General features: G+C 61.1%; 24 protein-coding genes. 12 read left to right on the plus strand and 12 right to left on the minus strand.

Going from position 1 to position 23607, the window contains the following annotated elements; all coding sequences use genetic code 11:
* Positions 1 to 182 precede the first annotated feature (182 nt).
* From guaB to R5H29_RS21245, 5 genes are all read left to right on the plus strand, one after another.
* The gene (gene guaB / locus R5H29_RS21225) at positions 183 to 1640 is read left to right on the plus strand and encodes an IMP dehydrogenase (RefSeq protein ID WP_005416248.1); all 1458 of its coding nucleotides are present in this window, start codon (positions 183 to 185) and stop codon (positions 1638 to 1640) included.
* A gap of 103 nt (positions 1641 to 1743) precedes the next feature.
* Positions 1744 to 3309 carry a glutamine-hydrolyzing GMP synthase gene (gene guaA, locus R5H29_RS21230; RefSeq protein ID WP_332329780.1) on the plus strand — a complete coding sequence of 522 codons (1566 nt, stop codon included), beginning with the start codon at positions 1744 to 1746 and terminating at the stop codon, positions 3307 to 3309.
* 414 nt (positions 3310 to 3723) lie between these two features.
* Positions 3724 to 4938: an ABC-three component system protein gene (locus R5H29_RS21235; protein ID WP_231336816.1), complete on the plus strand. Its 1215-nt coding sequence runs from the start codon at positions 3724 to 3726 to the stop codon at positions 4936 to 4938.
* Positions 4935 to 5375 (plus strand): three component ABC system middle component, encoded by a 441-nt coding sequence (locus tag R5H29_RS21240; protein ID WP_227844654.1) that lies wholly within the window; start codon positions 4935 to 4937, stop codon positions 5373 to 5375. Before R5H29_RS21235 ends, R5H29_RS21240 begins: the two co-directional genes overlap by 4 nt.
* Positions 5372 to 7219, plus strand: a complete 1848-nt coding sequence (locus R5H29_RS21245) for a DUF3732 domain-containing protein (protein WP_227844653.1) — start codon at positions 5372 to 5374, stop codon at positions 7217 to 7219. The genes R5H29_RS21240 and R5H29_RS21245 overlap by 4 nt, the downstream gene beginning before the upstream one ends.
* A 56-nt stretch (positions 7220 to 7275) precedes the next feature.
* Here R5H29_RS21245 and R5H29_RS21250 read toward each other — a convergent pair whose 3' ends face one another.
* Both R5H29_RS21250 and R5H29_RS21255 read right to left on the minus strand, forming a co-directional pair.
* Positions 7276 to 7635 carry a hypothetical protein gene (locus tag R5H29_RS21250; protein WP_227844652.1) on the minus strand — a complete coding sequence of 120 codons (360 nt, stop codon included), beginning with the start codon at positions 7633 to 7635 and terminating at the stop codon, positions 7276 to 7278.
* 549 nt (positions 7636 to 8184) lie between these two features.
* On the minus strand, positions 8185 to 9102 hold the full coding sequence (locus R5H29_RS21255; protein WP_332329781.1) for a LysR family transcriptional regulator: 918 nt from the start codon (positions 9100 to 9102) through the stop codon (positions 8185 to 8187).
* A gap of 97 nt (positions 9103 to 9199) precedes the next feature.
* On the opposite strand from R5H29_RS21255, the gene R5H29_RS21260 reads away from it, so the two are divergent.
* The 3 genes from R5H29_RS21260 to R5H29_RS21270 all read left to right on the plus strand — a co-directional run bounded on the left by R5H29_RS21260 (position 9200) and on the right by R5H29_RS21270 (position 11428).
* Complete coding sequence (locus tag R5H29_RS21260; protein ID WP_180877276.1) at positions 9200 to 10039, plus strand: type 1 glutamine amidotransferase domain-containing protein; 840 nt, start codon at positions 9200 to 9202, stop codon at positions 10037 to 10039.
* 99 nt (positions 10040 to 10138) lie between these two features.
* Complete coding sequence (locus R5H29_RS21265; protein ID WP_332329822.1) at positions 10139 to 10870, plus strand: hypothetical protein; 732 nt, start codon at positions 10139 to 10141, stop codon at positions 10868 to 10870.
* A 78-nt stretch (positions 10871 to 10948) separates the two neighbouring features.
* Entirely contained in the window at positions 10949 to 11428 is a 480-nt protein-coding gene (locus R5H29_RS21270; protein WP_332329782.1) for a hypothetical protein, read from the plus strand.
* A gap of 89 nt (positions 11429 to 11517) precedes the next feature.
* Here the strand turns inward: R5H29_RS21270 and R5H29_RS21275 are convergent, their stop codons facing one another.
* The 3 genes from R5H29_RS21275 to R5H29_RS21285 all read right to left on the minus strand — a co-directional run bounded on the left by R5H29_RS21275 (position 11518) and on the right by R5H29_RS21285 (position 15887).
* Entirely contained in the window at positions 11518 to 14724 is a 3207-nt protein-coding gene (locus R5H29_RS21275) for a zeta toxin family protein (RefSeq protein WP_332329783.1), read from the minus strand.
* Positions 14725 to 14729: 5 nt separating this feature from the next.
* Positions 14730 to 15071, minus strand: a complete 342-nt coding sequence (locus R5H29_RS21280) for a hypothetical protein (RefSeq protein WP_021202901.1) — start codon at positions 15069 to 15071, stop codon at positions 14730 to 14732.
* A gap of 468 nt (positions 15072 to 15539) precedes the next feature.
* Positions 15540 to 15887, minus strand: coding sequence for a hypothetical protein (locus R5H29_RS21285; protein ID WP_227852190.1), 348 nt, complete (start codon positions 15885 to 15887; stop codon positions 15540 to 15542).
* A 245-nt stretch (positions 15888 to 16132) separates the two neighbouring features.
* Between R5H29_RS21285 and R5H29_RS21290 the strand changes: the two genes are divergently transcribed.
* The gene (locus tag R5H29_RS21290; RefSeq protein WP_332329784.1) at positions 16133 to 16915 is read left to right on the plus strand and encodes a 3-hydroxybutyrate dehydrogenase; all 783 of its coding nucleotides are present in this window, start codon (positions 16133 to 16135) and stop codon (positions 16913 to 16915) included.
* Here the strand turns inward: R5H29_RS21290 and R5H29_RS21295 are convergent.
* Positions 16912 to 17676, minus strand: a complete 765-nt coding sequence (locus R5H29_RS21295; RefSeq protein ID WP_227844645.1) for a hypothetical protein — start codon at positions 17674 to 17676, stop codon at positions 16912 to 16914. The genes R5H29_RS21290 and R5H29_RS21295 overlap by 4 nt on opposite strands.
* A 178-nt stretch (positions 17677 to 17854) precedes the next feature.
* On the opposite strand from R5H29_RS21295, the gene R5H29_RS21300 reads away from it, so the two are divergent.
* Positions 17855 to 18526 carry a hypothetical protein gene (locus tag R5H29_RS21300; protein ID WP_227844644.1) on the plus strand — a complete coding sequence of 224 codons (672 nt, stop codon included), beginning with the start codon at positions 17855 to 17857 and terminating at the stop codon, positions 18524 to 18526.
* 43 nt (positions 18527 to 18569) lie between these two features.
* Here the strand turns inward: R5H29_RS21300 and R5H29_RS21305 are convergent, their stop codons facing one another.
* The 3 genes from R5H29_RS21305 to R5H29_RS21315 are packed head-to-tail and all read right to left on the minus strand — an operon-like array spanning position 18570 to position 19812.
* The gene (locus R5H29_RS21305; RefSeq protein ID WP_180877269.1) at positions 18570 to 19028 is read right to left on the minus strand and encodes an SRPBCC family protein; all 459 of its coding nucleotides are present in this window, start codon (positions 19026 to 19028) and stop codon (positions 18570 to 18572) included.
* A gap of 2 nt (positions 19029 to 19030) precedes the next feature.
* Positions 19031 to 19345, minus strand: coding sequence for a helix-turn-helix transcriptional regulator (locus tag R5H29_RS21310; RefSeq protein ID WP_005416268.1), 315 nt, complete (start codon positions 19343 to 19345; stop codon positions 19031 to 19033).
* 11 nt (positions 19346 to 19356) lie between these two features.
* A complete protein-coding gene (locus tag R5H29_RS21315; RefSeq protein ID WP_164144332.1) occupies positions 19357 to 19812 on the minus strand; it encodes an SRPBCC domain-containing protein in 456 nt (151 codons plus the stop codon).
* Positions 19813 to 20051: 239 nt separating this feature from the next.
* Between R5H29_RS21315 and R5H29_RS21320 the strand changes: the two genes are divergently transcribed.
* Positions 20052 to 20639 (plus strand): TetR/AcrR family transcriptional regulator, encoded by a 588-nt coding sequence (locus tag R5H29_RS21320; protein WP_111098751.1) that lies wholly within the window; start codon positions 20052 to 20054, stop codon positions 20637 to 20639.
* Positions 20640 to 20731: 92 nt separating this feature from the next.
* Positions 20732 to 21232: a hypothetical protein gene (locus R5H29_RS21325; protein WP_164133596.1), complete on the plus strand. Its 501-nt coding sequence runs from the start codon at positions 20732 to 20734 to the stop codon at positions 21230 to 21232.
* Positions 21233 to 21243: 11 nt separating this feature from the next.
* Here the strand turns inward: R5H29_RS21325 and R5H29_RS21330 are convergent, their stop codons facing one another.
* The 3 genes from R5H29_RS21330 to ftrA form a co-directional block, all read right to left on the minus strand.
* Positions 21244 to 21711, minus strand: coding sequence for a chemotaxis protein CheW (locus R5H29_RS21330; RefSeq protein ID WP_171952095.1), 468 nt, complete (start codon positions 21709 to 21711; stop codon positions 21244 to 21246).
* A gap of 97 nt (positions 21712 to 21808) precedes the next feature.
* Positions 21809 to 22252, minus strand: a complete 444-nt coding sequence (locus tag R5H29_RS21335; protein ID WP_171952094.1) for a BLUF domain-containing protein — start codon at positions 22250 to 22252, stop codon at positions 21809 to 21811.
* 95 nt (positions 22253 to 22347) lie between these two features.
* The gene (gene ftrA, locus R5H29_RS21340; protein ID WP_329859260.1) at positions 22348 to 23349 is read right to left on the minus strand and encodes a transcriptional regulator FtrA; all 1002 of its coding nucleotides are present in this window, start codon (positions 23347 to 23349) and stop codon (positions 22348 to 22350) included.
* Between the last annotated feature and the right edge of the window lie 258 nt (positions 23350 to 23607).

Here is a 23607-nt window from a genome sequence, read left to right on the forward strand (position 1 = left end):
AGCCGAGCCCATGCTCGGCTCATCGCGGTCTGGCGGAAAGCAGCCGAGCATGGGCTCGGCTCTACAGGTGAGCGGGTGCGACACTGTGTCGCGCGAAGTTCCAATTCTGGCTACCAAAAATGCTGTTCTTGGCTCCTGAAAAGGGGTAAAATGTCGCGCTTCCCCACATCTCGGGTATGCCGATGCTGCGCATCCAGGCTGAAGCACTCACTTACGACGACGTCTCGCTCGTCCCCGCCCACTCGACCATCCTGCCCAAGGACGTCAACCTCGAAACGCGGTTGACCCGAGACCTGAAGCTGAAGCTTCCGATCCTGTCCGCCGCGATGGACACCGTCACCGAAGCCCGCCTGGCCATCGCCATGGCCCAGCTCGGCGGCATGGGCATCATCCACAAGAATCTCAGCCTGGAACAGCAGGCCGCGGAAGTGGCCAAGGTCAAGAAGTTCGAGGCCGGTGTCATCCGCGACCCGATCACCGTCGGCCCGGAAACCACCATCCGCGACGTGCTGGCCCTGACCCAGGCGCACAACATCTCCGGCGTGCCGGTGGTGGGCAGCGACGGCCAGCTGGCCGGCATCGTGACCCACCGCGATATGCGCTTCGAGACCGAGCTGGATGATCCGGTCCGCCACATCATGACCAAGAAGGATCGCCTGATCACGGTCAAGGAAGGCGCCGCGTCTGACGAAGTGCTGCAGCTGCTGCACCGCAACCGCATCGAAAAGGTGCTGGTGGTCAATGATTCGTTCGAACTGCGTGGCCTGATCACGGTCAAGGACATCCAGAAGAACACCGACTTCCCGAACGCTGCCAAGGATCTGTCGACCCGCCTGCTGGTCGGCGCTGCCGTCGGCGTGGGTGGCGATACCGATCGCCGCGTGGAAGCGCTGGTCGCCGCCGGCGTGGACGTGATCGTGGTCGATACCGCGCACGGCCACTCGCAGGGCGTGCTGGACCGCGTCAGCTGGGTCAAGAAGAACTTCCCGAACGTGCAGGTCATCGGTGGCAACATCTGCACCGGCGAAGCCGCACTGGCACTGCTGGACAGCGGCGCGGACGCAGTGAAGGTGGGCATCGGCCCGGGTTCGATCTGCACCACCCGCGTCGTCGCCGGTGTCGGCGTGCCGCAGGTCACCGCGATTGACCTGGTGGCCGAAGCGCTGCAGGACCGCATCCCGCTGATCGCCGACGGTGGCATCCGCTACTCGGGCGACATCGGCAAGGCGCTGGCCGCCGGCGCCTCGACCATCATGGTCGGCGGCCTGCTGGCCGGTACCGAGGAATCGCCGGGCGAGACCGAGCTGTACCAGGGCCGTTCGTACAAGAGCTACCGCGGCATGGGTTCGCTGGCTGCCATGGAGAAGGGGTCGAAGGACCGCTACTTCCAGGACGCCGCCACCGCCGACAAGCTGGTGCCGGAAGGCATTGAAGGCCGCGTGCCGTACCGCGGCCCGGTGGGCGGCATCATCCACCAGCTGATGGGCGGCCTGCGCGCCACCATGGGCTACGTGGGCTGCGCCACCATCGAAGACATGCGCAGCAAGCCCAAGTTCGTGAAGATCAGCGGCGCCGGCCAGCGTGAGAGCCACGTCCACGACGTGACCATCACCAAAGAGCCGCCGAACTACCGCGCCTGACGCGGGCCGAGCAAAGAGGAACGGGGAAGCACTTCCCGTTCCTCTTTCTCCATCTGCCGCCGTAAATCTGATTTCGTTTTCCCTACTGCATTGCCGGGGCGCCATGACCAACATCCATAACGACAAGATCCTCATCCTCGATTTCGGCGCGCAGTACACGCAGCTGATTGCCCGCCGCATTCGCGAGCTGGGCGTCTACTGCGAAATCTGGGCGTGGGACCACAACCCGGCCGAGATCGCCGCGTTCGGCGCCAAGGGCATCATCCTGTCCGGTGGACCGGAGTCGACCACGCTGCCGGGTGCGCCCGCCGCGCCGCAGGAAGTGTTCGACAGCGGCCTGCCGATCTTCGGCATCTGCTACGGCATGCAGACCCTGGCCGCGCAGCTGGGCGGTGCCACCGAAGCGGCGGATCAGCGCGAATTCGGCCACGCCGAAGTAAACGTGATCAACCCGGATGCACTGTTCAAGGGCCTGAGCGACCACGGCGGCGAGCCGAAGCTGAATGTCTGGATGAGCCACGGCGACCACGTCTCCGTTGCGCCGCCGGGCTTCACCATCACCGCCACCACCGACCGCATTCCGGTGGCCGCCATGGCCAACGAAGAAAAGCGCTGGTACGGCGTGCAGTTCCACCCGGAAGTGACCCACACCCTGCAGGGCCAGGCGCTCCTGCGCCGCTTCGTGGTGGACGTGTGCGGCTGCCAGACCCTGTGGACCGCCGCCAACATCATCGACGACCAGATCGCCCGCGTAAGAGATCAAGTGGGCGATGACGAAGTGATCCTGGGCCTGTCCGGCGGCGTTGATTCATCCGTGGTGGCGGCGCTGCTGCACAAGGCCATCGGCGACAAGCTGACCTGCGTGTTCGTGGATACCGGCCTGCTGCGTTGGCAGGAAGGCGACCAGGTGATGGCGATGTTCGCCGAGCACATGGGCGTAAAGGTGGTGCGCGTGAACGCCGCCGACCGTTACTTCGCCGCGCTGGAAGGCGTGAGCGACCCGGAAGCCAAGCGCAAGATCATCGGCAACCTGTTCGTTGAGATCTTCGACGAAGAGTCCAGCAAGCTGAAGAACGCCAAGTGGCTGGCGCAGGGCACCATCTACCCGGACGTGATCGAGTCGGCCGGCAGCAAGACCGGCAAGGCGCACGTGATCAAGAGCCACCACAATGTGGGCGGCCTGCCGGAGCACATGAAGCTGGGCCTGGTGGAGCCGCTGCGCGAGCTGTTCAAGGACGAAGTGCGCCGCCTGGGCGTCGAGCTCGGCCTGCCGCGCACCATGGTCTACCGCCATCCGTTCCCGGGCCCGGGTCTGGGCGTGCGCATTCTGGGCGAAGTGAAGCGCGAATACGCCGAACTGCTGGCCAAGGCCGATGCCATCTTCATTGATGAGCTGCGCAAGGCGGACCTGTACGACAAGACCAGCCAGGCGTTTGCCGTGTTCCTGCCGGTGAAGTCGGTGGGCGTGGTGGGCGACGCGCGGGCTTATGAGTGGGTGATTGCGCTGCGTGCCGTGGAGACGATTGATTTCATGACGGCGCATTGGGCGCATCTGCCGTATGAGTTCCTGGGTACGGTGAGCAACCGGATCATCAATGAGTTGCGGGGGGTGTCGAGGGTGGTTTATGACATCTCGGGGAAGCCGCCGGCGACTATTGAGTGGGAATGAGTTGGAAGAACGAGGGCGCCGAGAGGCGCCCTCGTTGTTTGTAAATGAACCTTCAATTCTGTTCTGAATCCAGTTGCTGTTCTCAGTCGTCTCCAGTTGACGTCCTTGAGTGCCCACCTAGGATGGCAGGGGATCGCTGGCCTCTACGTTGGCGAGCAGAGTGGGGAAAAGATTCGCGAGTGTGTGTTATCCGCAACGTGAAGTCTGTTCGAAGTTCCGTAAAGCATGGCTGATGGCGGAACTTTGAGTGATGCGATGACATCGCTCCCAAATGAGGTTTCCCGCGTCGGACTGAGCACAGTATGATCCGGACTGACGCTTCGTCCTGCTGGGCCTCGAGCCGTCAAAAATCTGGCGGCCTGGACCACAGGCGACTAATGAGTCAATTTGGAACGCAGTGCAAAGGAAGGGCGCATGACGGACGAAAGATCCTTTACAGCAAAGACTAGTGCGGCAGATACAAGCATCGGTTTTGACTATCAGCACTACTACTTTCTATACAGAATTCTCAATCTCGGTAAAGGCCAGTCCGTTGGTCTTGAAGTAAAGGACGATGTCCATACTGAGTTGGCGGCGGACTTTAATGTTCTTTATCAGCTAAAACATACGATTCAGACTAATTCCAGTGGCGGTCCAATAGCGCTCACCGAACTCGACGGCGACTTGTGGAAAACCATGCATAACTGGTCCAAGGTGATTTCGGATGCGGCAGATGGGCGCAAAGAAGTCGATGAGCAGCTCTCTTTCGTTGCGAAAACTGAATTTCATCTTGTCTCCAATAAGTCCGTGAGCAAGACAAACGATTTCATAAAGAAGCTTGTGGAGTGCCAGAGGACTTCCGACTTTGATGATGTAGATGCTCATCTCGGGCGACTTCTCCAAAAAACAAAGGACGAGAAGATTGCCGAATATATATCCTCGGTGCTGGCGCTTAATGTTCGGGTGCGATCAAGATTCTTTGCGAACGTTAGGTTTGAGCTGGATGCTGATGACATTATCGGAATGGTTAAGAGGGCAATTCATGAAAAAATCATTGCCGAGAATAAGGTTGACCAAGTATTCGAGCGTCTTGATTCTCAGGTGCGGAGTGATAACTTCATTGCGGTAAAGAATGGCGGATTTTCCGTAATCTCATTTGATGAATTCATTACAAGGTACCGAAAAATATTCGAAGATGCCCGAAGTGGGAAATTGGTTCAGCACAACTTCGAGCCTGTAGTTCCCTCTGATGTATTTAACCAAGTATTTGTTGCTCGGCTAATTGAAGTTGGCGCGCTAAGCGCTTCCGATAAGGAGCGGGCCATAGAATATACTGGCCAAAAGATTCGTCTTTCAACCAATTTGGAAAGATGGGTTCAGGCGGGAGATCTTGTTGGTGAGGAGGTGGCCCGCTTCCACGATGCGGTCTACGCAAGCTGGGACAATGAATTCTACGGGGCATTCGAAAAGTGCACGTCCATAGAGGACGTCGTCGATCGTGGGATGGATATTCTTAGGCGGCTTAAGAGGGAGCGCTTCTCAATAAATGAGAGTGTGCTGGACGTCAAGCTGAGCAATGGCGAGCTTTATTATCTTTCCGATATCGGAAAGATTGGTTGGCACAGGGACTGGGCGCAGGTGTCTGAATGATTGGGTCTGCCTACAACAACCCCGCGATATGTGCATCGTCAATCCTTTCCGTGCTTGCCCATTCCCAAGAATTGTCTATCGCAAAGACGCTTCTTATCATGCCATTGGTTATGCACGATTCAACCGTTCGCTACCTGGGGCGATCGAATGTTGCATTCCGTGAAGTGTCCGGTCTCGTCGCCGTGCGCCCAGATTTATTTGCGAATTTCAATGAGAGATTCTTCAGTAGCCTCGTTACATCAATTAATGCAATTCAATGGCTTGTTGCGACCGGCTACGTGGAATTTGATGGGGGTATCAAGCTGGTGTTTCCCCTGAAAATTGGTCCTGAATTTGGTGATCGAGCAATTCGCATTGCGAAGGCGTCGGGCCACATTTCGAGTCTTCTGGGTTCATCAGCTGAAGAGCTGTATCTAAATTTTAGGGTGAAACTGTGAACTTTGGTTTCGATAAAATTGTTCTATGGTCAAAAAATGGCGAGTGCCGCTCGCTTGATTTCAAGAGAAATAGGGTTAATGTAATATCTGGCGAGAGCCATACCGGTAAGAGTGCTCTCCTGGATATAATTGACTACTGTTTCTTGGCAAGCTCACATAAGCTGCCGGATAGTATAATAAATGAAAACGTTGCTTGGTACGGGATTGTTTTCTATGTAAATGAAAAGGTGTACGCGATAGCCAGGAGAAGTCCCGAGGGTAACAAGGTGTCCTCGGAGTACTTTTTCTCTTCAATCGGCGAACTGCCTGATGCGCCTGTGCAGAATGCACGTGAGGATGACATCAGGAAGATAATTGAAAGCGAATTTGGTATTGATGGGGGCGTCGTATTTCCATTTGGCGGCGGAGCGATAAGGGCGGGCTCTAAGGTATCTTTTAGATATTTTTTGATGTTCAACACAATATCTGAGGATATCATTACTAATAGCAAGGTGTTTTTTGATAAGCAGTCTGAGGATCGCTATCGGGAGGCGCTACCTCGTATATTTGATATGGCGCTGGGAATTGACGATCTCGGGAATATGGCTGCGCGCGAACGACGTGATATTCTTGGAAGAGAGCTTGCAAAGGCTTTGCGCAGAGAGTCGCAGCTTCGCGCGGGCCAAGATGATTTCGATGGTGAAATACGCACCCTCGCTTCACGGGCTGCCGAGTATGGAATATTCGATTCAAGCGCGAATGATGTTTCGCGCGAGGCTGTGCGAGATGCAATCGAACGAGCTGCTTCGGTTGATACAGGAAAGGCGATAGGTCGCCGCGCAGAGATCTCTGCCGAGTTGTTCTCCGTCGATAAGAGACTTCGACAGCTGCGACAGTTCTCGGCTGATTATAAGGAATACAAGCGGGCGCTGAGCTTGGCGGAGGATAGCTTGCTTCCGGTTAATCATCTAATAAAGAATGCGCCATTGTTAATCAAGTCTGAAATATTCGATGGTTTGCTGGCTAGTTTGAAATTCGATCTTTCGGAGATAAGAAGGTCCACGAGCCGGAAACAGCCCGTCGACGGTCAGGTTGGAGCGATTATCGATGCGCTGACTGTTGAGCAAGGGGAACTCCGTCGTGAGCTAGAAGCGCTTCCGGAGGAGCCTAGATCATTCGAGTCAGAACGTGAAAAATGGCTGTTCGTGGGAGAGACGAAGGGGCGCCTTAGTGTATTTGACTCGGCTCCAAAGGCCTCCTCGATTCATCTGCAGCCATCTGCTGATCAACTGCAGAACGAGATTGATTCGATCAACGTCCGTGACGTTGAGGAAACAAGGGCATCCGTTGTTTCGATGATCAACGAAATAGCTCAGGACTTCCTTGCTGAGACGGGTGCTGCACTTGCGAACTATTCAAGGTATCAGACGGATTTCTCCTACAAGGAAAAAAGGCTTAGGCTAAGGAAGCCAAGGTCAAGCCTGATTGAGAATGTCGGGAGTAGCTCGAATCACATGTTTTTGCATCTTTTGCAGTTTCTTGCGCTTCATGAGGTGGCAATTAGTCATGATTCGCCCTTTGTTCCGCGGTGTCTAATTATTGATCAGCCAAGTCGGCCATATTATCCTGATGAAGGTAGTATGGATGGCATCGCATTGGATAATAGTGATAGTGAAAAAGTTTCAATAGCATTCAAGTTGCTCAGCGATTTCGTTGAGAAGATGAATAGGGAATACTCCGCGCAGTTCCAGATGATAGTGTTCGAACATGTCCCGAAGGCGGCATTTGAGGGCATGGAGTATGTCCACTTGCTCCCCGAATTCCGTGGTGGTGAAGCGCTTATTCCCAGATCTTGGCTCCGGTAATCTGGTTCAGCATGGATGAACTTCCTAAGCTGTGCATCTTTACATCTCTGTGATTGTTAGGGATTAGGCCGAATTTCCTGACAAGCCCACTCAGCCAACCCCCGGCAAGCCAGAAACAATCCATCCACAACCCCTTCATCCAAATGCCGCTCCGGCTCCGCTGCCACACGGCAGCGGTCCGCCGCGTGCAGCACTTCCAGCACCGTCAGCAGCCCGACCAGCGCACGCTCAGTCCTCGCCAGGCTCACGCGACGGCCGGGTGATACATCGGTCTCTGGCCACGGGTGCCCATCGGCTCCCTCGCAGCCGCGCATGCGCTTGAGGATGCCGAGCAGGGAGTTCAGGTCGGGCAGGGGAGTGTCGTCGTTGATGGGCTCAACAACGGTGTACGAAGAGAAGGTGTCGGATTCGTTCATGGCGTCGGCTTCCGTGGCTGTGCTTAACAGCGCCACCGTGAAGAGGTGGCGGACGATGCGTGGCTGCAAACCGGGACGAAGCAACGAATGACCGGTGGGTCCGAAGACCCCCACGCACCGCCCGCCAGATAGGCCGACGGATTGCCCGCCGGCACCGGTTAAGGACGGTGCCGACGGGCAAGCGTAAACAACAGTCGTTGCTCATCGCGGGTTTGCAGACCCGGAGCCACCCGTTGTCGGTGGCACGTCATGGTGTTTACGCCGCCGCTTCGAATGCCAATAGAAATTCGCAAAGGAATCGCGGAATCCGAGAGCGAAGGACTATTGTTGCACGCACCAATCGTGCAACACACGACGCCAAAAGACGCATTCGTGCAGATACTCTGCTGATGGCGAATCAAAGTGCCGCAATCGCCCATGCCACAAGCGAATAGCGCGACAGCTTGCTTTGCAACAGTACTTAGTCAGCCTCGCCAAACAACGGCACGCGATCAGCCGTACATCCCGAAAATCGGTTCAAACCCGACACCGCCAGCGAGCCTTGCGGCTTCAACCAGCGCGATCCTCAGCCGAATTCCCCACCAGCAACTCGATCATCGCCCGGGCCGCCGCCGACTGCCGCCGATGCGGCGCATAGATCACCGAGAACGGTCGTGATCTCCCGCGCAGTTGCGGCAGCACTTCCACCAGCTCCCCGCGCTGCAATCGCTCGCGCACGATGAACTCATAGCTCTGGCAGATACCAATGCTCTGTTCGGCCAGCGAAACCACGCCCAGCACATCGTCGGAGGTCTCGATGGACGATCGCGGCAGCCAGTCCACGTCGCGCCCGCCGTCGCGGAAGATCCACGGTGCCAGCCGCCCGGTGCGCGGCATCACGAAGGGCAGACACAGGTGCTGCTGCAGATCGTCCAGCGTCTGCGGCGTGCCGCGGCGTTGCAGGTAGTCCGGCGCGGCCACCAGCAGCAGCGGCGCGTCTTCCAGCTTTCGCCCCACCAGCCCGCTGTCCGGCAGCTGGCCCAGGCGGATGGCCAGGTCGAAGCCTTCGGCCACCAGGTCCACGTTGCGGTTGGTGATGTTCAGTTCCACCTGCACCTGCGGGTACTGCTGCGCAAAGCGCGCCAGCACGGGCGGCAGCCGGTAGTGGCCATAGGTGGTGGGCACGCTCAGGCGTACGCGGCCAGCCAGCGCACCGTCCTGGGCCAGTACGTCGCGCTCGGCGTCGTCCAGCAGGCCGAAGGCGGTGCGCACCTGTTCCAGATAGAGCCGCCCGGCGTCGGTCAGGCCCACGCGGCGGGTGGTCCGCTGCAGCAGCTGCCGGCCCAGCCGCGCTTCCAGACGGGTGACGGCCCGGCTCAGCACCGAGGGCGTGGTGGACAGCGCCACCGCGCCGGCGGTGAACGAGCCGTGCTCGACCACCGCCAGGAACACCTCCACATCGCCCAGATAGTCGAACTTGCGGCTCATTTGGCTCTCCGGGGAACAGATGTTTTGCGATGGGACCAATTTATCGCCGCTGGGGCGATAAATAAAGTGCCCGCCATTCCCCGATAGGAGCTACCCCATGAACCTGATGACCCGGCTGGCCGCAGCGCTGGCCCTGACCCTGGCCGCCAGCGGCGCGCATGCCGCCAACGTGCTGGTGGTGCTGTCCGACGAAAACCACCTGGACCTGAAGGACGGCAAGGTGCTGTCCACCGGCTTCTATCTCAACGAGTTGATGCAGCCGGTCAAGCTGCTGCTGGACGCGGGCCACGAGGTGACCTTCGCCACGCCGCAGGGGCGGGCGCCGACGGTGGATGCGTCCTCGGTGACGCCGGCGTACTTCGGCAACGATGCCGCGCAGCTGACGTTGCACAAGGCGCTGCTGGAGAAGCTGGCGCTGACCTCGCCGACGGCCTCGCCGGTGGTCAGCCTGGCGCGCGTCGAGCAGCAGGGCTATGCGCGGTTCGATGCGGTCTACATTCCCGGTGGCCACGCGCCGATGCAGGACCTGCTGAAGAGCCCGGCGCTGGGCCGGTTGCTGGCCGACTTCCACCAGCGCAACAAGACTACCGCGCTGGTCTGCCACGGGCCGATCGCGCTGCTGTCCACGCTGCCGGATGCTGCGGGTTTCGTGGCAAAGCTGGAGGCGGGCGCGATGCCGGGCACGCCGAAGTGGATCTACAGCGGCTACCAGATGACGGTGATCAGCAATCAGGAAGAAGAGCAGGCCAAGCCGCTGCTGGGCGGCGGTGAGATGAAGTTCTACCCGCAGACCGCGTTGCAGCGGGCGGGTGCGAAGTTCAGCAGCAATACCACGCCGTGGACGGGGCATGTGGTGGTGGACCGCGAGCTGATTACCGGGCAGAACCCGGCTTCGGCGCTGGAGGTGGGGCAGCGATTGGTGGAGCGGTTGAAGTAAGGCGGGGCTCTGCATCGCGTGCGGTGCCGTGGCACCATGGCGGACTGGCCTCATCCTTCTGGGCGGGGCCGGTTTTCCACGGAAGCTCTAGAACACGACATGCGAACGTCTTTTTTCATTCTCTCCGCCTTGTGCCTTGGCTTGCTGTCCGGCTGTGCCAGTGGCCCGGAGGAGCACGCCTCAAGCCGCGAAATCACCGGCGCATTCGTGGCCGACGACGGCCAGCTGTACCTGTTGCCGCGCTATGACGAGCCGATGCGCTTCAATGCCGCGCCGTTTCGCGAGTACCGTGCGCTGATGGACAGCCCGCTGCGCGAGGCGGTGGCCTGCGCGCAGATGTACTTCCATGAAGACTGGCGCGACCCGGCCAACAAGGCCAAGGTGCACGGCAGCTATGCGCTGCTGCTGCGGCCGGAGCAGGTGACGGCGGAACAGGCCGCGCAGTTCAAGCTGGAGCGGATTGAGGTCCCCCCGCGTGAGGCCAGGGCCGTGGAGGAGCGGGCGCGCTACTACCTGCCGATGGACCGGACCCGCTACGCGCTGGCGTTTGATCGCGCCTGCAATCTTTCACGGAAGGGCGGCAGCTATTACAGCGCGCTGTTCGAGGGCGACGGCGAGCAGGTGCAGTTGCCGGAGGCTGCGGCACTGGCGGAGAAGGGGAAGCTGGCACAGCCGATCAATGCGCGGGCGCAGCGGATCCTGCCGGAGAGGGAGGACAAGCCGGGTGTGGGGTCGGCGGCTGGCAAAGTGCTGGGCGCGGCGTTGATCCCTGTGGCGGTTCCGGTGTTTGTGTTGAGCCTACCGTTTTTGGGGCCGGATCATTGGAAGTGATGGGGCGCTGAGGGAGAGCATTCACGCATGGCGTGGATCTACTTGGGCATCGCCTGAACGTTCATCCTGGAGATCTGTATGCCCAGCACGCTGGAAACTGTTTTGAAGACAGTAGGCTTCATTGTCCTCGCGGCACTTCCGTTGGTGATCCTCTGGTTCACCCTTCGGCGAATGTCAGCAACTGCTCGCTCGTCCGTGAAATCGGGGCTGCATTTGCATGCCCCGCGCCGGATCTCCGGAACATCCATGACCTTGGTGATGGTGGATGGCAAAGAGGATCGCGAGCACTACTTCTTTGATGCGGCGTCCTTTTACCTGCGGCGTGGGCCGGTGCCCACGGCGGTTCCGCTCTCGCAGATCACCTCAGTCACACGAACGTCCGACGTCATCTATTCGCGCTATGTCTGGCAGGTGTGCTTCAGCAGAGCATCGGGTAGAAAGTGCGTGACGTTCACCAACAACCTGTCGCTGTTCAACCGCGACTTCCTGCTCTTTCTGGAGGCGGTGCGGAAGGCCAATCCGCTGGCGACCGTTGATCGGGCCGGTCCGTTCTTTTGATTGTGCGGCGATAGCAGTGGCACCGATTGGCAAACAGAGGGGCCAGGAGAGCGGGTTGTTGTGAATTATTTCGAACGTGTTTCACCCACTCAGCCCATGCTGGCGGCGCGGATCTGGATATCCTGCTGCACGCGCTGATCTTCCAGCTGCTGCTCAAGCTGGTTGGCGATGGCGCGCTGCTGCGCTTCGCGGCTGACGGCGTCGAACTGCTGCATGGATTCTTCAACCGTGGTCTGCGCAGCCAGTTCGGTCGGCATCGCTGCGCGCTGGTGGCCGGGATCGCTGGGCTCGCCTTGGACCACGAACAGGGTGTGACCGGCCGGTTTGTCTGCGGTGGCGTTGCTCAGCAGTACGTGGTCGACGCGGTCCAGGTCGTTGTCCTTGGCCAGTACCAGCAGGCTGGCGGTCATGCGCTCGCTGGCTTCGTCGAAGGTGCGACCGTGTTTGGCGTCCAGCGCCGCTACGCCTTCGCGCACCTGTTGGTAGAGCGCATGATCGGGATGCTCGGGCTTGGTAGGCAGCAGGGGCGCGGGCGGCGCTTCGGGTTCCTGGATCGTTGCGCTTGAGGGTGATGCCGCCGGTGCCTCCACGGGTGGTGGCGTGTAGGGAGGCTCGTGCTGCGAGACTTGGGTCGCCGCGTCTGTCATCAGCGCGGGCGTAGCTGGCTCGGCTGCTGCGAGGGTGACTGGAACGTCTGACTCCGGCTGGATCGGCGCCGACTTCGCTTCGGCTTCGTGGAGGCGGGCAGTAGCCGGCACGGCTTCAGCCACTTCGGTCTGGATTGACGGGGCCGGGGAGTGTGGGTCAGTTGCAACGGGCTCCTGCGCGGGAGCCGGGTACCCGATATCCGGCGTCGGTAGCACACTCACTTCTGGCTGCGCGGGAGATCGCTCAGCGGAGGGAATCCCGGGTGACGGCACAGGAGCTGCCGGCATCGTGTGCGCAGGAGGGTTTGCCTCGGCATGCGCTTGTCGCTCGCTTGACTCATCCCGCGCAGGTTGCGTTGCGGAGGCAGCGATCGGCTCCTGTTGGGATACTTCGCGGCGAGCCGGTTCCCGCACGGGTTCCGCAGGATTCGATGGCGTCGGCACTGCAGGCGTAGGAGCGCGATGCTCCTGTAACAAGGGTGATGTGCTGGGCGCCAGTGCAGCATGCTCAACGGTGCGCGTATCGATCACGGCTTGTGGCGTCAGGCGTTCTTCGGCGTGCTCGCCGCGAACCTCAGCCACAGCAGCGGCGGCCACCTGCTGCACCTGCGGTGCAGCGACGCCAAGTCGATTGGCTTCCTGCATGGCCTGGTCGCGGGCATCGCGCTCGTTGGCGGTCAATGCCTCGATACTGCGTTCGTGGGCGCTGGGTACGGGCGCCTCCATCTGTTGGATGGCCCGGATCTGCGGGTAGGTACTGTTCAACTCGTCGCGGATGTTGCCCTCGGCCAGCGAATCGTAGATCCAACCGTCATGCAGCCACTCACCATCGCCCTGATGCTGATAGGTGCGTCCGTCGGAGGCGAGTACGTGATCGGGATGCTCACGGGCCCAGATCACTTCATCAGGAATAGCTCCGTACTGGGACCAGCCCTGTGCGGTGTAGGCCTCCTCATACTGCTTGGCAAAGGCCGCCGAGCTGCGGGCGGCATTGAAGGCCATGATGCCCTGTGCAGCTTCATCAAGCTGGGCAGCCTTGGTGGCGTCGGCTACTTCGACCGTGGTGTTTTTGATGCCGTGCTCGAGGACCTGATGGACGACCTCGCGCCGCCATTCGCCGGTCTCCGGGTTGCGCTCCCAGGAGCGCGGAAGGGCGCTGGGTGTATCGCTGGCGTCGCCGGCAATGCTGAAGGGATTGATCGGTTGATCAGGCTCGGACAGCCGCAGCCCGACGGCCCGGCTTGAGGCCTGGTAGTTCAGTTGCTGGGTCAATTCGGCGTCGGCCGTGAGCAGCGTGGTCGCGCCGTAGATCGGGCGATCGGCCAGGGTACCGACGGTGCCTACGATCTCCCGCTCGCTGTGTGTCCAGCCATTCTCGGGATGCGCCGGGTCAAACGTCCAGACCCTACCGGTGCTGTCGGCCTGATTGTTGATCTGGTACTTCTCGATCCAATCGACGATCTCACTGCCACCCCAGGCGCCTAACCCGCCACCGATGATGCCGGTAACAATGGCGCCGGGGCCGGACTCGATGCCCAGCAGCGTACCGACCTTGGCGCCCACTGCCGCGCCGGTCCAACCGCCGACGCTGCGTGCTCCGAAGTCCAACAGCGCGGCTTCTGCGCCCGTCCGGTTGTCGCGCGCGTATAGGTCGGCAATCCTTGTTCCTTCCGTGGCGGCTTCAACGACCGTGGCTGTGGCGCCACCGATGACGGCGCCCCGCACCATGTTTGGGCGCACGCGGATGGTGTGGTCGATGCCGCGTGCTTCCTGGATGTTGGGCGTAATGCCTTCAACAACCTTGAGCGTTGCGCGCTCATCGAGAACGGCTGCCGCTGTTGGTGGGCTGACCTTTGTGTTGTGGGGCAGGGTATCCCCAAGCTCGGCGTGCCAGCGGCCTTGTGCGCGCCAGTCATCGCGCAGTGTCTGGGTGATTCGCGGGTCATTCAGCCGAGCTTCGCGTTCCGCTTCCAGGGCTGTGCCGGGTAGGCGGGTATCGCTATGGCTGTCGTAGACCTGAGCGCCTTTGCGTCCGTAGAGTCGAATTTGGATGCCTGTCTCGGCCTGAACCTTGTCCAGATTTCCGGGTAGGGCATCGTAAACGTGTTTGCGCACGTCTTCCGGGACGTAGCGGCCGAAGCCATAGTTGTCCAGAGAGTTGGAAAAGCGTGCATCCACGCCAAGTTCGCTTTCCAGCCGATGCGCGACGACGCCTCGAATCTCCACTTCGTAGCCTTTGGCCTGAAGATCCTTGATCAGCGTGATCGCACTATCACCATTGCCTAGCGTCGTGTCGAGGATGAGGTTCCTACGACCCTTGACTGCTCCCGCACGCAGTTCTTTCGCCCAGTGACTGGCGTCCTCGTGGGTGTGCCCGGCCCAAGTGTACGGGTACCGCTCATACAGTCGCTCTACGTCTGGATACGCGTCGCGTAGTTCGTCGGGATCCACGACAACTACATTCCCGCCAAGTTCCGCTCTGCTGATGTCCTTCAGCGTGCCCTTTCCTGCGCCTGGTTGCCCTGCGAGGAGGATGGCCTTTGGTGTTGTCTGTGAGGTGTGGTGACTCAAGCCACTCTCGGGAATGATCGTTTCCCGAAGAACCCGCTGATGCACGTCTGCCGGCAACTGACCATCCTTGGAGGCCATTAGCTTTACTCCATACTGGCGTCAAAGTGGGCACGCAGCTCGCTGAGATTCGCTAGGCCAATGTTGCTGGACCTGGCAAATGACATCACTCGTTCCTTTTCTTTGGCTCGTTCGATCGCTTGCGGATCGCCTGATGCCACAGCGGCGTCAATTTCAGCGCGCGCTTCAATCTTGAAGGCGCTAAGACAGTCCTCCAACTCCCAGACTGCGGCCTCGAAGGGTGGGGTGGACTTGATTCTTCTATTCTTTATCGAATTGAGAGCCTTCTGCAGTTGCTGGATATGATCCGGATAGTCCTTGAGCAATTCAAGGAGCTTTGCCGGTACCGGGGGAAGGGGCTGAGGCATGGCTTTCACCTATCTGGCGATTTGATGCGTTCTCACGAGTATCTGCACTTGCAGTGGCAAGTTCAATGCTGCCCACGGCAGGTCGGCTATCGTCTCCCGGCTGGCCAGCTGGAACCTCCGTCTTGGGGTGATCCTGGCGCTGGCCCCATTCATGCCGCTCTTGGGACTACTTTCTCTCCTGGCAGTCGGCGTTTCAGCGCTGGCCGGCCACCACAAGACTATTCACGTGCCTCGGTCTTTGGCCAAGAAGTAGCCCGCCAGATCGCTGACGTTCAGCATGCTGGCTCGGGAATCTCAAATTCGACGGTACGGATCAATTCTCCTTCACCTTGGTCATGTCTACTCCGCAAGAATGAAGGCATGAGGCATCAGCTGGCTTGTAATTTGGTCCAAACGGCTTTCCGGAAGGATGACATCAGAGATGCGGGCGAAATGACTTGCGGGGCTCAATTGCAGATGCGGCTCCAACTAGCGCCGCTTCTCCGATTCCTTGAAATAATCGCGAAGTTCATGGAGACCTTTCATTCCGCCATTGCCGGATCGCGCTCGGAACATCAGCTTGAATTTGCCGTCGGTCGCTGAAATCAATTCAGCATCACCTGATGCCTTAGCTGCCGTCAGCTCAGCCTGGGCGTCATTGATAAAGCTGTCGAGACAATCCTCGAGCTTCCACACTGCATCCTCAAACGGCGGTAAAGACCCCGTGCTTCTGGTGTTGACGGAAATGAGCGCTTCCCGCAGCCTCTCGATAAGCTCCGGATAGTCCTTAAGCATTTCCCGGAGGTTCGCCGGGACAGGAGGGGAAGCAAAAGCCATGACTATCACCCTTTCGGCAGACCCATGCGGATTCAAGAGTATCCGCATATTCCCTGGCGGGTCCAATATCATTTGCGACATCAGGCGGAGTGCCCGAGCGGCCTCCGTCCTTGGGATCATCGAGTTGAGGCTACGTTGAGGGAGAGCATCCACGCGTGGCGTGGATCTACTGGAGTCGCGGCAGTCACATGTGGCGTGGATCTGCGGGGCTAAACTGGTTGCCTGTACTTGATGGAAGCTCGCCCATGTTCAGTGGAAAGGTTGCGGTGGTCACCGGCTCCACCAGCGGTATCGGTCTTGGCATCGCCACGGCGCTGGCACGGCAGGGCGCGGACATCGTGCTGAATGGCTTCGGCGATGCGGCGGAAATCGAACGCATCCGTTCCCAACTGGAAACCGAGTTCGGCGTGCGCGTGGCGCATGACGGCGCTGACCTTTCCCGTGGCGAGGCAGTGCGCGGACTGATCGACCACGCCGTGGCGAAGATGGGCCGCATCGACATCCTGGTGAACAACGCGGGCATCCAGCACACCGCGTCGATCGAGGAGTTCCCGGTCGAGAAGTGGGATGCAATCCTGGCGCTGAACCTGTCGGCCGTATTCCATGCCACGGCGGCGGCGTTGCCGCACATGAAGCAGCAGGGCGCCGGCCGCATCATCAACATTGCGTCGGTGCACGGCCTGGTGGGCTCGGTGAACAAGTCGGCCTACGTGGCGGCCAAGCATGGCGTGGTGGGGTTCACCAAGGTGACCGCGCTTGAGAATGCGGGCACCGGCATCACCGCAAACGCGATCTGCCCAGGCTGGGTGCGAACGGCGCTGGTCGAGCAGCAGATCACCGCATTGGCCGAGCGCGAAGGCACGGATCAGGAGACCGCTGCGCGTGCGCTGCTGGCTGAGAAGCAGCCCTCGTTGCAGTTCGTGACGCCCGAGCAGCTGGGCGAGATGGTGGTGTTCCTGGCCTCGGACGCGGCAGCGCAGATTACCGGCACGGCGCTGCCGGTGGATGGGGGCTGGACGGCGCGCTAGCTGGCCGGCTGCGCCTTACGCTGCAGCATCGGCAGTGCCACCAGTGTGGCGAGGAGGGTGAACAGCACCAGCGACGAGCCGACCGTACCGAAGCCCAGGCCACCCTTCTCCAGCGGCTTGGTGAGCAGGTCGCCGAAGGTGGCGCCGAACGGGCGGGTGAGCATGAAGGCGATCCAGAACAGGATGACCCGGTTGATGCCCTTGATGCGGCTGGCCAATGCGGTGAGCGCGATGAGGCTGCCGATCAGCAGTGCGCCGCCGGTGAAGCCCAGCCCGGAATCGTCGGCCAGGAAATCACCCAGCGCGGTGCCGAGCGTGTTGGAGAGCAGCACGGCGGTCCAGTAGAAGCCTTCAGCGCGGCGCGATGCGATGTTGCTGACCGAGATCGACTTTTCCGATAACCGCGAGGCCAGCAACACCAGTGCCAGGCAACCGGTCAGCAGGCTGGCGCCGGTGTCATAGCCCAGGCCGAGCGTGCGGTTGATCAGGTCCGACAGGGTGGTGCCGGCGGTGCTGGTGGCCAGCGCTACCGACCAGAACAGTACCGGGTGGAAGCGCCGTGCCGACAGCTGCAGAGCAAGCAGGCCGGCGAAGATCGCCAGCAGGATGGCCGAGCTGGCCACGTAGCCCAGGTTGAGTGTCATCGACAGCAGGTCGCCGGCGGTCTCGCCGAGCGTGGTGGCGGCGATCTTCATCACCCAGAAGCCGAGGGTGACCGCCGCCACTTTGCTGTGCAGGGAATCTGCGTCTGAAGCGCGCATCGAACGTCGCCAAGGATGTCTGTGGGCGATGCTGTGGCGGGCGGCGTCGGAGCACGGTCGGAACCGGGTTCGGCGAAGCTGGGCGGGGGGCGGCGTTCAGCCGGCGCTGGTCAGTCGATATCATAGGCAATCGCGTAAGCGATTGATCCGCACAGAATCACCGCTTCAGGAGTCAAGGATGTCCGACGTATCGCTAAGGTCCAGCATAATTGTTGCAGTTGTCTCTTCCGTACTCAGCTCTGTCCTGACTCTAGGGGGCGGTCTGATGCTGCAATCGTACATATCAGAGAAGAGCGAAGCTGAAAGGTTCGCCGAAGGCGCCCAGCTTACCTTCCAGGAAACGGTAGTTCTCCTCAATGAAGGCTACTTGGCCTTGAAGCAGCTGCAATGGGCGACGGACGGAAAGGGATGGGAGGAAGTGAAAGACGGTCCTTGGCTGAATTACATGGAGTTCAACCGCCAATGGAATCAGAAGTTGATTGCACACTACTTTAAGATTGAGCGGTACTTTGGGACTGGTGCAGCAAAGAAGCTGGTTGATCTCAGTAGGCCGGCTGGGTCAAATGTGCTGGCGGCCGATGCCGAAAGCTATAGCTTCAAGGATCATGCGGGTGCGATCGAGTACTCCATACGGCGCGCCACGATAAGCACGATGGTCTTCGACAAGGAAAGCGGAAGGAATCTGCAAGCTGAGTTAATTGATCATCTTGAAGATAATCGTAAGTATAGAGAGGAAATGTCGGATCTGATGGGGGCGTACCAGAAGAACGTGGTTGACTACAGCCGAGGATTGGATAGAACTCTCGATCAGTTAGGTGTCAAACGCGTTGTGGACAACGCGCATCAGTAGGCGTGGCGGGCGGACCACCAACGGAAGGAACGTTTTTGCTCGCTCAACTCGGCTTAGCAAACACATCCAGCCCCTTGCCCGTCTCCAGCAGCGACTTCAGGCTGGACAGCACGATCGGCCAGCCCTGGCGGATGCCGGTATCCATGCCACTGCCGGGTTCCAGCTCCTCGTGGGTAACGGTCAGCCGCACCATGTCCTGGTAGGGCACGATGTCGAAGGTCACCCGGCTGTAGGCGTCCGGGTTGTCGGCCTGCGAGGTGGCGGCCCAGGTGATGACCAGCCGCGAGGGCGGGGTACTTTCCACCACCTCGCCGACCAGCTCGACCGAGCGCGTTTCGTTGGCGCGCACATGCTGCCAGCGCGAGCCGGGCTTCCAGTCCGAGATGTTCTCGTGGCCCCAGTAACGGCGGGCGATCTCGGGGCGGGTGATGGCCTCGAACACCTTCTGTGGCGTGGAGGCGATGTAGATCACGTGGATGAAGCGGGTGGACTCTGCGGACATCGTCATTCTCCTTCCAGTTCGCGTTTCAGGTCATGCAGCAGGCTCAGGCGCTGCTGCTCGAACTTGCGTACCCAGCGCTCATAGACTTCATGCAGTGGCACCGGGTTGATGAAGTGCAGCTTCTCGCGGCCACGGCGCACGGTGCTGATCAGGTTGGCGTCTTCCAGCAGGCCCAGGTGCTGGGTGACCGATTGCCGGGCCATGTCCAAGTGCTCGCACAGCTGACCGAGGGTCTGGCCGTTGTCTTCGCAGAGCAGGTCCAGCAGCGTCCTGCGTGTGGGGTCGGCCAAGGCCTTGAACACCTTGTCTGCATTCATGCGGGGCGTCTTCAGTTCCAGTTGTCGATCCTGACGTCGTGCGGGTTGGGCTGGCCCTTGCCGGTTTCAAGCAGGGCTTTGAGGCTCATCAGGAACACCGCCCACTTGGTGCTGCAGTGGGAGGTGAACTCGACGCGTTCCTTCCAGCCTTCGTGGGTGAACAGCACGATGCAGTAGTCGCCTTCCTGTTTCAGTGCGAAGCGTGCATGCGTGCCGATCCATTCGGCGGGGCCGGCCAGGAACTTCCAGAGCACCAGCTCGCCGGGAATGAGCTGTTCCAGCAGCATTTCCATGGCGCCGATTTCCTGGCCGTTATTGGTGAAACGGACCTTTACCGTGCCGCCGACGTTGTAGTCGCCATGGGCGTCTTCGGCCCACCAGGCGGCGACGCCTTCAGGGGTGGCCAGTGCTTGATACACCTGGCTTGCGGGGGCCTTGATGCCGACCCGGTGTGCGATATCCACCATTGCAGGTTCCTCGCATGGGCCGGCAGGTGCCGCCCTTGAGTGGACTATATGCAGGTAAATACCTGCATGTCAAAACCGGTCACGAACGCCCGGATGCGGTAGTGGGGGGGGGGGGGGGGGCGGCCGCGGGGGGGGGGGGGGGGGGGGTGGTGGGGCCGCCCCGCCCCCGGCACTACCAGATGCTGCCCACCCGGCCGCGGATAGTTGACAGGGCGTCAACCTACTAGTAGGTTGACGGCATGAAAGAGTCGCTCTCGCCCAAGGCCCAGGAGATCCTGGCCCATGCCCGCTCGCTGCTGGAGGCCGGTGGCTACAACGGCTTCAGCTACGCCGACGTGTCCGCGCGGGTGAACATCAGCAAGGCCAGCATCCATCACCACTTCCCCAGCAAGGCGGACCTGGTGCGCACGGTGGTTGAACTGTACCGGGCCGAGGCGCGCGAAGGCCTGGCGCTGCTGGACCGGCAGCTGGACGACCCGCTGCGGGAGCTCAACGCCTATGTGGACTACTGGTCGAGCTGTATTGCCGGTGGCACGTCTTCGTTCTGCATCTGCGCGATGCTGGCGGCAGAGGCGCCGATGATCCCTGCGGAGATTGCCGAAGAAGTACGCGGGCATTTCGATGATTTGAGTGGCTGGTTGGCGCTCACGTTGGAAAAGGGCGCGGCGCTGGGTCAACTGCGCCTGCAGGGTTCGGTGGCCGATGAGGCCAAGGCGTTCATGTCATCGGTGCATGGCGCGATGCTGGCCGCGCGCGGTTTCGGCGATGCGGCGACGTTTGCTGCGCTGGCACGGCTGGCCATCGCGCGGGTGAGCGCGGCTGCCTGATTGATGTGTGCTGGGCCTGCGGCAACGTAGGCCTTTTCTTTGATTCAGAAGTCTACCTACTAGTAGGTTCAATCAACCCTTGGAGATGTTCCATGTCGCACTCTCTGTCCACGCTGGGCGTGATCCACACGGCCGTCAGCCTTGTACCGGTGTTCGCCGGCCTGTATGCCTTCATTCGCCATCGCGCGATCGACCCCGCGACACGCTCCGGCAAGCTGTACCTGCTCGGGCTGGTGCTGTCGGTGGCAACGTCGTTCACCGTCTCCAGTACGGGCGGGATCAACCCGGGCCACGCATTCGGAGTGATCGTGCTGCTGGTGGCGTTCGGCGGCGTGCTGGCGGCCCGGCTGCGCTGGCTGGGTGGCGCCGCACCTTACGTGTCGACATTTGCGCTGTCTTTCAGCTTCCTGCTGTCGCTGGTGCCGGGCGTGAATGAAACGCTGACACGGTTGCCGGCAGCGCATCCGATTGCTGCGGCGCCGATGGCGCCGGTGGTGCTGCACACGCTGCTGGGATTGGCTGCGGTGTTTGTGCTGGCCTTTGCCGCGCAGTGCTGGCGCATGCGGTCTCAACCGGTTCGCAGGCGCCCTTGAGCAGAGGCACCTCAGTCCCGCACCGCCATTTCAGCCAGCAACGACTGCGGTTCGATAAGTGCAGCCGAACGTGTGGAATCCACCCGAACATGCCGGCTGCAGAAGTTGAACACCCGACCCTCGGCAGGCGCGGATACGTCTGGCGTTGCGTCCGGCGTCTCGATCTCCAGCACTTCATCCACCGCCAGCGCCAGGGTTGCGCTACCGGCGTTGATCAAGAGCACGGCAGGGCTGCCGCCACCGAATGCCGGTTGACCGCTGAGCCTGCGCAGGTCGGCTACCGGCAACGCCTGCCCCCGTACCTCCAGGGTCCGCCGGCCCTGATGATCTGCGGGGCCGAAGGTCTCGGGGCCGCGTATTTCCACGGCAGCCTGGACGTCGATCGCGAACAGGGCCGTGCCTGCACGAAGGACGACGACCTCGAACAACTCGGCGGGCGAGGCACGTGTTTGCGTTGAAGGTTGAGCGGGTACAGGCATGCTGTGGATCTGGCAGGAACGATGGGTAACGCGGCTTGAATGATGACGTGCGCAGGGAGTACGCGGCCGCGTGGGACTACGCGCGCAAGGCGGCGGTTCAGCTGGATCCGGCGGGCGTATGGTGGATACCGAGCGGGCCGATGCGCGGAAAGTGCGGACGCAGCAGGCCGACGAGCTGATCCATGCCCGGAACGGCATGGCCAAATTCGTCCCATCGCGCATTGACCAGGCCGGACACCATGATCTGCCCGGTGTCGATGCGGGTCATGGCCCAATAGGGAACAGCACGCGCGCTGATGGCCATGTCCAGTACCGGCACGACGGCAGCATGCGAGCGACTGTCATGGATGCGGCGCTTGACCGCCTCCAGCCCGTCGGGAGGACCTTCGACGTACTGGAAAAACCGCTGACCGTCGACGAGCAGCGCTCCGGTAACGTCCACGCGACGGTTGAACGTGGCAGAGCAGGAGACGATCTGCCGGAGGATTTCATCGGAAAGCCCAGCCGACATGTGGCTGGAGTAGGCAAATGCGTGGAGCATGGAAGGGGCTTCTTGTGACGCCCGTCACTATACGTGGGGCGCCGTAGCCTGCCGTGAGCCTTTCCTCACGCATCACCTGGGAGTGATGCGTTGGATCAGCAGCCCACCAGCCGATCCGCGCCAATTCCGCCGCGATGCTGGCTGCGGTATTCGGTAGGACTGGCGTCCACCTGGCCGCGGAAGTGCCGGCGGAACGACTCCTGCGAACCAAAGCCGGCCTGCTCGGCAATCCACTGCAGCGGCCGATCAGTGGTTTCCAGCAGCTCGCGGGCGAATGCCACGCGCTCGCGGATCAGCCAGTCGATGGGTGACAGGCCGGTGGCTTCCAGGAACTGCCGCTGCAGCGTGCGCTGGCTGAGCGCGGCCTGCTCGGCAAGACTGCCCAGCGAGTGCGGCTCGCGCAGGTTGCGGCGCATCCATTCCATCAGTTTTGCCAGACGCGAGGGCTCGCCATGGGGAATGGCGCGGCTGACGCGCTGGCTGCGCCCGGCATCACGCCATGGCGCCAGTACCAGCCGCTCGGCCACCAGGTTGGCCACGCGCGCGCCGTAGTCCTTGCGCACCATGTGCAGCATCATGTCCATGCCGGTGGCCGAGCCGGCCGAGGTGATGATGCTGCCGGTATCGACGTACAGCACGTCCTCGCGCACATCGATGCGTGGGAAGTCGCGCGCCAGCGCTTCGGTGAGGCGCCAGTGGGTTGTGGCCGGGCGGCCATCGAGCAGCCCGGCCCACGCCAGCACGAAGGCACCGGAGCAGATCGAAGCGATGCGCGCGCCACGGCCGTGGGCACGGATGAGTGCATCAAGCAGCGCCTGTGGCGGGCGCTCGCTGGGCTCGCGCCAACCGGGAATGACGATGATGTCGGCATCATCAACTGTGCTGAGGTCGTAGGGAAGCTGCACCTGCGTTCCGCCAAGCATGCGCAGCGCACCGGGTTCACCCGCGCACAGCTGGGTGCGATACCAGGCCACGCCGAGCTCGGGTCTTATCGGCGCGAACAGGCCCACCGCACAGCCGAATTCGAACAGCCCCTGGCCGTGGCAGGCGACGATGGCAACGAGCGGCGCAGCGGGGTCGGCGGGTGGGCTGGGCATGGGTTGATGCTACGGGTGCAGATGCATGGCGCTGAGTGGTGCGCGGGCATGAGGTGATGCCGGCCAGGCATATGGAGCGGTCGCTCCCCTCTTGTAGAGCCGAGCCCACGCTCGGCTCAATACCGGCAGGGGATGCATCTGACGCCGTCGCGAAGAGCAGCCGAGCGTGGGCTCGGCTCTACAGACAGCAGTGCACCGGCAATGCCGCCTAACCTCATTACCAGCGGTCATGTGGGTGGCCGGATATGACGGTTGGGT

The organism is Stenotrophomonas sp. A3_2 (assembly GCF_036624925.1).
GTDB lineage: Bacteria > Pseudomonadota > Gammaproteobacteria > Xanthomonadales > Xanthomonadaceae > Stenotrophomonas > Stenotrophomonas hibiscicola.